Origin of the sequence: Crocosphaera chwakensis CCY0110 (assembly GCF_000169335.1) — a bacterium.
Lineage (GTDB): Bacteria > Cyanobacteriota > Cyanobacteriia > Cyanobacteriales > Microcystaceae > Crocosphaera > Crocosphaera chwakensis.
In genome coordinates this window covers 1-8702 of sequence record NZ_AAXW01000109.1, presented here as the reverse complement: position 1 = coordinate 8702, position 8702 = coordinate 1, and the positions used below count along the sequence as shown (strand labels likewise).

Genomic DNA, 8702 nt, shown 5'->3' with positions numbered 1-8702 from the left:
AACTCAGGTAATGAGTTTTGTTGGTCAAAGTAATTAATGGATTTACCAAACTTTTTGTATTGAGTTTTTCGATTAACTACACAAGCATTGTATAAATCTTTGTGTAAACGTCTCCAATAATGAAGTTTCTCATTTTGTTCTTTATTTGGGTAAAGTCTAAACGTGATTCTTTTAGTAGCCATGTTGCCGACCTCAACAGAACTGATATGATGATTTTAGTCTAATTACCTGTAGGGTGTCAAGATGAAACCAAGAAAAGGGTCACATAGTGTTTTTAGTGTGCGGTTACACTTTGTTTTTGTTACTCACTATAGACGCAAAGTAATAACCGCCCTAATGCTAGAGCGATTAAGAGAAATGATTTGGCAAGTATCTCGCAAAATGGATTGTGAGTTACTAGAGTTTTCGGGTGAAATGGATCATGTCCATATCTTATTAGATTTCCATCCTAAAAACTCTATTTCTACAGTTGCAGGGTGTCTTAAAAGTTCGACAGCTAGAGTCATGAAAAAAGACTTTCCTGAACAAGTAACTAAGTTTTATAAAGACAAAGTTTCTTTTTGGTCTAAGTCTTATTATGTCACTTCTTCTGGTGGCGCACCTATTGAAAAGTTAAAAGAATATATCAAGAACCAAGATGCTCCGAAAAGTTAATTTGACAATTTTTCGGACATTGAGTCCTCAAATTGTCGTGCTTTCCTTCCCTAGTCCGCTACGCTGAGACTAGGGACTGACGCACTGAAGTTCAATGAAAGTAGGGACTTGTGCTAATATCGGTTGTAAATTACCGACTACTGTCTCAAACGCTTGAATGCGATCGCGTAATCTTCTGTAAACTTTGGCCTCAACTGTACCATCATAGTAAAAGTTATGAATGCGAATGGTCGGATAAACCTGACCAATACGATCCAATCTCCCGATTTGTTGTTCAACTTGCATTGGGTTCCAGGGCATTGAATACATTAAAATAACACCACAAGTCTGTAAATTTAGCCCTTCACTGGCAGATTTAGTACACAAAAGAACTTTGATGACACCTTCTTTAAATAATCGCTTAATTTGTTCTTTTTTGACGATTCGCCATTGTCCCTGTTCGTAGAGTTCACCCCCTCGTCCGGAGTAACAGGCCACTTGGTTCCCATATAGTTGCACTAAAGTATCTCGAACATAGTCCATTGTGTCAGTATATTGAAAGAAGGTAATGGCACTTTCTCTTTGGGTTAATTCATGACGTAAAATTTCTATGTAAGCGGATAATTTAGTATCTTCCCCTGTATTCTCAAACTGTCTGAGTAAGTCTTCTAAATAATTGATTTCGGCTGGATCTGTGGGTTCGAGATAGGATTCTAACCCGGTAATAATAGCATCATCAGCTTCATCTAATTCGGTTAAATCGTCTTCTGTTATACTAATGCCTTCTAAGCGACGTTCTAAGGATTTTTTGATAGCGTAGAATGAACTGGTTAATCGCCGTCGGTATAAGGTCATGAGAAAACCTAGTCCTTGTCGTTGTTCTTGTTGGGCCAAGTTATAAAAATGTCTGACATAATTACTAACTGCTTGGTAAAGGGGAACTTCTCGGTTAGATTCGAGGGCGATCGCATTATCAAATACGACCCGTCTCGGAACATCTTTATCTAAAATACCCCGTCGATAATATTCCCTCAGAGTATCCCTAGTATGTCGAAACATCAAATCTTTGAGAGGAGTATTATGAGTTAAAAACTGACGAGAGGCATTGATAAAGTTATTATCCTGACAAAGTTGTTTATGATTGACCATGGCCATTCCCTGTTGCCAGATATCTTTGAGACGGTAAAGTAATAGCCGATCTTGCTTACTTAATTGTTGTTCTAACAAAGGACATAATTGACCCCCCTGTTGAAAATAATCTTTAGACATCCTTTGCCAAAATTCTAACCGTAAACGGTCAGGAGGATAAGCTAAACTATCGAAATAATCACAGAAATTATCTTGATACTGCCATTCTCCTTTTAAATCAACTAAACTCAGTAAATCAAAGATTTCTATGGTGTCAATTTGCATCGGTGTAGCACTTAATAGTAATAATGACCGTGTTTTGTCTTTTAATTCCCTCATTAAACGTAATAATGAATTAGGGGTATCATCTCGCTTTTGAGGACTTTTACGACGGGCATGATGGGCTTCATCAAGAACCACTAAATCCCAGTTTTCAGCATCTAATAATTCTTGAGTTCGTTCTTTTCTTCTAACTAAATGAGATGAGGCTAATATCAACTCTTTTTCATTCCAAGGGTTCTCAATGGATTGGCAAGTTTCACCATAGGAATTTTTGAATATGCCTTTATCGTAACTCCAAAAATGAAGGTTAAATTTTTCTCTAAGTTCTTCATGCCATTGGGGTTGCACACTGGCTGGTACTAAAATTAAAACCCGTTTAACTTGCTTTGATAACAATAAATAACGAAGTAAAACACCTGTACTGATAGTTTTACCTAACCCTACTTCATCACAAATCATGGCAGACTTAGACCATTGATCTATCATTTGTCTGAGGATTTTTAATTGATGTATCCAAGGGGTTATAGGAATAGATTTTAAACAATAATCTAAACAGCCTGGATGTTTATGTAGTTCTTTTAATAGCTGCCATTGTTGTTTTTCAGCCTCAATAGTTTTCTCATTTAATTGAGTTTCAGTAGAGTCTATAATAGTTTCATTAATAGATGTTTCTGGGTTCTTAGGAATCTCTTTAATAGAAATAGGACGAGTATCTTGTTCCGTTGCTGCTGTCCATGTTGGTTTAGTGGTTGGAGTATATCTTAATAACTTGCGTTTAACGGCTTCAGGAATATTGAACACTCGTACATTAGGGGCTAAATCGTGCCATAATTGGTCAAAGCGATATTGTTCTTCATTAACTCGTTCTAAGTCTCTGACTCCTTCCCAAGAACAATAAACATGGAATGATTCAACGTTTTGTTCCCATCCACTAATAGACTCATTATTTGACCCATTAAAGGCTAATTGATTTCCTTCTACATCAGTAAAAATTCCTGTTTTTTCATGGAATATATGACGAGTATCTAAGGGCTTATCGGGTTCGGGTAAACCATTATCTTTTAAAGGAATGGCAATTTTAATCTCTAAATAATGATGAGCAATGAGCCAACTTAATATCTCAAAATGTTTGAGTTGAACAAAGGTTTTTGGGGGTTCTAATTCTCTATCTAAGCAAGTGCTAATGGCTTCTTTTAATTCATATCCTTGTTGTATGGCTGTTAAGTCTTGAGGGGAAAATTGACAGCCCATAATTAACCGCATTTTCCCTTCATTATAAAGCATGGCTCCTAACCCTCTGGCCACTTTGGAGAGTATGGCACTGTTGAAAAATCCTGACTTGCGATCGTACTGTACCGCCCTTTCTAATGCAGGGATGTAAAAGTCTGCAATGGGGTTATTTTCATTGCTACTGTAGCTAATGCGCCAAGGGTGAGAGGGGAGAAGGAACACCATAAGTTAATTATTAACAGGTTTTCCTTAGTATGCCCATCTTATCGGTTAACAATTTAATATCCTAGTCGGTTAGGTGCAAGTTTTTGAGAAGGTCTGGATGAGAAGAGGCAATCGCTTTTATGGCTGCTTTAACTTGTTCAGGACTCATCTGTTCAACGTTGCTCAAAAATGCAATCAATATCTCATCGGTAGTTACTTTTATTTTCGTATCTGCGACTTTTCTGTTTTCTGTCAAATTTTTATCCTTATTGTCTATGGTTTCTGGATGTGTTATCTGCGACTTTCCTATTTTAGACGTATCGATAATGTATTCTGTATCGCCTCTCTTAACTTTGCGAGTTTTGTTAAGTTTTGTATCTGCGTCATTGTCGCAGATAGAATGTCGCAGTCGGTTAACCGTGCGATCGCTTACTTTACATTGACGGGCTATTTCTCGATCGCTCCACTGTTTCCATTCGGGATCATTAAGCAAAGTTAGAACGGCCTTCCGTTTATCGGCCCTTGACCTGGGTAAAGCTGGTTTATGGTCAGCGTTAGCCCCAACAGAATATAGTACCGCTTCCCGTCTTGTACCATGATAAATAATAGCTCTAATCGTCGGTTCTTCTTGATTTCGATGAGCATTCCAGCGATGAAACCCATCAGCTAACCAGTAATCATTCCTATCGTAGAATACAACAACTGGCTCAATTTCTTGGCCATCTTCGATCTGTTCTTCTAACCGCTTGATATGTTGTAGGTCTATTTTTGCCCTCGGTTGCGTACCGCCATCTCTGCGGATTTCTTCGAGATCAAGATGTATTATTTCTGTTGTTGGTTCCATCTTTAATGCCAACTAATCCTTATCTTATTATAGCGTAGTACGACACTATAAGATTGAAAAACTATACCGTTTACTGTGAGCAAGTATAATAAAGATGGGTCAATAGTAAGTAAGGAAACCATGCCAAGACCAGGGGGGAATCCAGAATTTGGGACAAAGTATCGTTTTGACTATGGGCGTGAAAAGCCTTTATCAGCCCAAGTTAAAGCCCAAATTTTGCCGGAAACAAAACAACAATTAAAAGATTTAGCTGAAAAACAAAAATGTACTGTTCCTGACATTATTCGGACAGCTATTGATGAATATTTGCAAAAAAATGTAGAATAAATAAAGTAAATAAAGAGTTTTAGGGGATGATTTTAAGGGCTTGATTATCTTTAATCCTATAAATACTGAAATCTCTTTTGTCTAAAGTAAATATTGTACTAATGTTAAGATTCTCAGCTAAATAGCATAAGGAAACATCAGCAATTTGCGCCCCTATATCGTGGTATTTTAACATATAACTTTTTAACCAGGGTGTCGCTTCTTGGGGTAAATGAATAACTTGTAATAAGTTTCCTTCTATCATCGTAAATAAACCATTAATTCCTATCTTATTTTTACGAATTAGCCAAAGAACTTCTGTTATGACTGCCCAACAAGTTATCAAAGGTGGTTGTAAGGTTTTGAGAGCATCAACACAAATTTGATGATAAGTATCTTTCGGTGATAAAATAGCTACAATGGGGCTAGTATCTATTAGTATTTGTTGTTTCATCATTCACCAAACCCCTCAAAATGACTTGGGTTTGTACTTAAATCAGATGGTAAATCTGCTGCAATTCCAATCACCCCTAATTCTATTGCTAAATCATAGCAGTTTTTGGGAATAGGGAACTGTTTTAAATGGTTTTCAAGGGCTTCTAAGATTAATTCTTGTTCTGTTTTTTGATTCATGTGAGCAACTTCTTTTAAGCGTTGTTCTAAACTGGGACTAAGAGGAATACTAATATTATTTTGATTTGGTGGATTCATGTTTTTACCTCATTGACAATTACTCACTAACTAATTAAGCAACAGAAACAAAGTCTAGTTTAAGACGTTGGTTAAGAGCGATCGCTATTTTTTGGAGCATAATTAAAGGGTTTCCTTCATAGTCAGCTTCTTCTAGATCAACAATAACTGATTCTTCTGTTTTTATTAACTCTGCAAGTTGTTGATGTGTTAAATTAGCTTTCATTCTCGCGTCATAAATAAGTTGGGCTATTTCTGTATTAAGAGATGCTTCTGCTATCATTTCTAGCATTTCAGGATCTTCGTCAATTAAGTTATCGATAATGTCTAAAGCATTAGTGGTTTTAGTCATTTTAAATCTCTCCTTCATAAGTATGATTTTGGGGTTGTTGTGAAAACTTTTCTTTTCTTTGAATGGCTTTGTTTATGTCAGCATTGGAAACAGCTTCTCCTTTTTTGACTAAAGCATGACCTAAAATAGCAATATTTTGTCCATCAAAAAAGTACAGAATGCGATATTGAATCTTCCCTTGTCTAATTCTTAATTCCCAGATTCCGTCTCTTAAAAAATCACTAGCAGGGCGACGAAGTTCATGACCGAAATCTTGTAATTGTTGAATTCTAGCCACACATTTAGCGAATCCTTTTTTATCCTGTCTTTTAAGCTGGTTTAACCAATCTAATACAGGAATCTTATCAGCTTTCTCTTGATAAAAAATAATTTCAGTTCTTGGCACATTTTTTCCTCATTGCTAAATCATTGTATTTTCATTGATTCATTAAACAAATTAGTTCTAAGGCTGTTTTTCCGTAGGGGCTTAATACTATTAAGCCCATTATTATTAATCTATTTTTTTTCGGCTCATTCAAACAATTCCCCCTGTTGATAAGTAACTTTAGCTTTAATTTCATCAATACCTAACCACAAGTTAACTAAGGTATCTTTTTCTTTAACTTTCGTGGGAATAACTTTAAAAGCCACTTCTAATGTCTTCATAAACTTATCGTTATTCACTAACCCTGTTTTCTGCATAAACTGTCGCACTTGTTGTAAGTTACCTTCTTCTTCGTAGATGGCGATCGCAGCGTGTAAACCATCCACTAAATGAGTTAGGGAAAACTCGTTAACATCGGTGGTAAAAGCCCGTTTTTTCAGTCGTTGTTGAGGGCTGAGTAGTTTACAAGTACCACTAGCTGAGTCTAACAATTTAAACCCTTTGGCTAATTCTGTCACGTTGAACCCCCCAATGGCTAAGGCTAACTGTCTGGCTTCATCAAAGGGGAACTCTCGCGCTTTGAAGGCATCCCAGGCGAGTAAGTACCATTGGGTTAAGGGGTCAAACCCTGCGGTGTCCGTTTGTACTAAGGTTTGGAAACGGTAAGAGGCGATCGCTTTTCGGGCTTCGGCGAAGGCGGCTTCGGGGCGGACTTCTTCCCCTGTACTGTCTAAGATGGGGTAGGAACGGCTAAAGACGTTTAAGGCGGGGCCAAAGGCACTTAAATAGAGGTCGATGCCTGTGATATCATTGGCTTCAAATTCGGGGGCCCGTTGTTCGACGAGGTTGGCGACTTCCGGGCGTAAGTCATCCCACCACGCTTGTTGGGCCTTGGGATCTCGTTTACGACAGACGAGGATAACGGTACTAGAAACGCTGTTTTTCTTGGCTTGATGGAGGTTTTGAGGGTTTTCGGTGGAAACTGCCCAAGATGCGGTAATTTCAAACCCTGCGTCGATTAAAGCTTTGGCTAGGGTGTCCCATGCCCCTGAGTCTTTATGGTTAAATTGTACCGTTAAGACTCCTTCATCCCGTAACACTCGGTAAGCTTCTGACCATGCTAAGGCCATTTTAGCTTCATAGTCTCGTTTGGCTAAGATGTCGGGGCTTTCTCCCATGTTACGGAAACGGGAGGGGTTGGCGACGGCTTCTCTGTCTTTGTCCGTTAATTCTTGATAGAATAGGTCGGGAAAAATATCCCCTAATGTTCTGCGTTGCCAGACATAAAAGAAGTCGCTTAATTCTGCATATTGGATGGTTCCATAATAGGGGGGATCTGTAATTATGGCATCTAAAGTGTTATCGGGAATGTGATATAAACTATCGGCTGATTCTAGGTTTATGTTGACAATTTCTGGGGCGTAATTATTGTGTAATTTGTTTTCTATTTCTACATCCTTATTATTTTGCTTGTTATGGGTGATGGTTAAATCATTATTTTGACTTTCTAGTTTTCCTAATGGGGTGTCTGCAAAAGATGATGATTTAGTTTTAGATGTTTTGGTTTTTGTTTTTTTAGTTGATGATGTTTGAGTTGTAAAATAAGCAGAAAGTGTTGTATATTTTTTACTTACAGTTTCGTTACACCATATCCATAAATACGGATTTCCAATAGCTTCTCCATAATTCCAAATTAAGTTTAATGCGTGCTGTGCAGATGCTCTACGAAGAACACCTACACTTGAATCCCACCCTGAAAGACGACTATTAATATCAACGCACCTATCCATAACTAAACTTAAATAAGTACAAATTGCTTCTACTTTTTCGGGTTCATAATGAACTACATCTAGCCACTTTGTTGAGCTAGATGTTTCTGACGCTTCTTTGCATTGTTGTGCTTTTTCGCCCCTAGTTGCCTCATGCTTCCGCATAAAGTAGAGCTAGGCGACTCTACGTCTAAAGAGGACAGTTCCTGCCCCCTTGCCCAGTTTAAACACACCTGGGCTGATGCAACATCTCTGTCGCAACTATAAAGGCACTTTTCGCAGTTGTGCTGGCGTTCTGCTAATGTCTTTTTCTTTTGATGACCACAATTAGGACAAGTCTGAGATGGCTTAACTTTTCGAGTAGGAACCTCAATGTAAAACCCACCTGCTTCGGTAACTTTGCTTTTTATTAATGATTTTAAGTTACCAATTCCAACGTCAAGAATTGACCGATTTAATCCAGTCTTTTGACGTTTTCTTTTGCTACCTCTTTTAGCTTTTTTGGTCATTCCTTTTAGGTTTAATTTCTCAGTTGCCACCAAGCTATTACAGCTAACTATTTGTGTGGAAACTTGATGATGCCAGTTTTGTCTTTGACGACCAACTAAAGATTGAATCTTACCGATTTTTCTAACAGCTTTTTTCCATCTTCTAGACCCTTTTACTCCCTTTTTTCCTGCACGTTTCTTTCTAGATTTCTTTGCTGTTTTGTTGATTTTATCCTGTGATTGTTTGAGAAATCTAGGATTATCAATAACAGTGCCATCGTCAAAAGCAAGTGCATGATGAGTCCCAAAATCGATACCACAAGCCTCTTTACCTGTTTCTCGTTTTGGATCACAACTAACAGTAACAGAAGCGTACCATTTTCCTTGTTTAAAGATGATAGTGCAAGTATTT

At 37.7% G+C, this 8702-nt stretch carries 11 protein-coding genes; 2 read left to right on the top strand and 9 right to left on the bottom strand.

Annotated features, from left to right (window positions below; all coding sequences use genetic code 11):
• A partial coding sequence (locus tag CY0110_RS29085; RefSeq protein ID WP_008278841.1) for a helix-turn-helix domain-containing protein occupies positions 1 to 182 on the bottom strand: 182 nt, incomplete at its 3' end.
• A 61-nt stretch (positions 183 to 243) separates the two neighbouring features.
• On the opposite strand from CY0110_RS29085, the gene tnpA reads away from it, so the two are divergent.
• The gene (gene tnpA / locus CY0110_RS27015; RefSeq protein WP_035799468.1) at positions 244 to 654 is read left to right on the top strand and encodes an IS200/IS605 family transposase; all 411 of its coding nucleotides are present in this window, start codon (positions 244 to 246) and stop codon (positions 652 to 654) included.
• Between the two features lie 69 nt (positions 655 to 723).
• On the opposite strand, the gene CY0110_RS27010 is transcribed toward tnpA, so the two are convergent.
• Positions 724 to 3498, bottom strand: a complete 2775-nt coding sequence (locus tag CY0110_RS27010) for an SNF2-related protein (RefSeq protein WP_008278840.1) — start codon at positions 3496 to 3498, stop codon at positions 724 to 726.
• Positions 3499 to 3559: 61 nt separating this feature from the next.
• Positions 3560 to 4321, bottom strand: a complete 762-nt coding sequence (locus tag CY0110_RS27005; protein ID WP_008278839.1) for a ParB/RepB/Spo0J family partition protein — start codon at positions 4319 to 4321, stop codon at positions 3560 to 3562.
• A gap of 120 nt (positions 4322 to 4441) precedes the next feature.
• Here CY0110_RS27005 and CY0110_RS27000 point away from each other — a divergent pair, with 120 nt between their 5' ends.
• Positions 4442 to 4648 (top strand): hypothetical protein, encoded by a 207-nt coding sequence (locus tag CY0110_RS27000; RefSeq protein WP_008278838.1) that lies wholly within the window; start codon positions 4442 to 4444, stop codon positions 4646 to 4648.
• A gap of 19 nt (positions 4649 to 4667) precedes the next feature.
• Here the strand turns inward: CY0110_RS27000 and CY0110_RS26995 are convergent, their stop codons facing one another.
• The 6 genes from CY0110_RS26995 to CY0110_RS26970 form a co-directional block, all read right to left on the bottom strand.
• Complete coding sequence (locus CY0110_RS26995; RefSeq protein WP_008278837.1) at positions 4668 to 5084, bottom strand: type II toxin-antitoxin system VapC family toxin; 417 nt, start codon at positions 5082 to 5084, stop codon at positions 4668 to 4670.
• Positions 5081 to 5338: a hypothetical protein gene (locus CY0110_RS26990; RefSeq protein ID WP_008278836.1), complete on the bottom strand. Its 258-nt coding sequence runs from the start codon at positions 5336 to 5338 to the stop codon at positions 5081 to 5083. The genes CY0110_RS26995 and CY0110_RS26990 overlap by 4 nt, the downstream gene beginning before the upstream one ends.
• Positions 5339 to 5372: 34 nt before the next feature.
• Entirely contained in the window at positions 5373 to 5669 is a 297-nt protein-coding gene (locus CY0110_RS26985; RefSeq protein ID WP_008278835.1) for a helix-turn-helix domain-containing protein, read from the bottom strand.
• Between the two features lies 1 nt (position 5670).
• Positions 5671 to 6054, bottom strand: coding sequence for a type II toxin-antitoxin system RelE/ParE family toxin (locus tag CY0110_RS26980; protein WP_008278834.1), 384 nt, complete (start codon positions 6052 to 6054; stop codon positions 5671 to 5673).
• A 125-nt stretch (positions 6055 to 6179) separates the two neighbouring features.
• Entirely contained in the window at positions 6180 to 7967 is a 1788-nt protein-coding gene (locus tag CY0110_RS26975) for a DUF1156 domain-containing protein (RefSeq protein ID WP_198139287.1), read from the bottom strand.
• A partial coding sequence (locus CY0110_RS26970) for an RNA-guided endonuclease InsQ/TnpB family protein (protein ID WP_008278832.1) occupies positions 7883 to 8702 on the bottom strand: 820 nt, incomplete at its 5' end. The genes CY0110_RS26975 and CY0110_RS26970, both read right to left, overlap by 85 nt.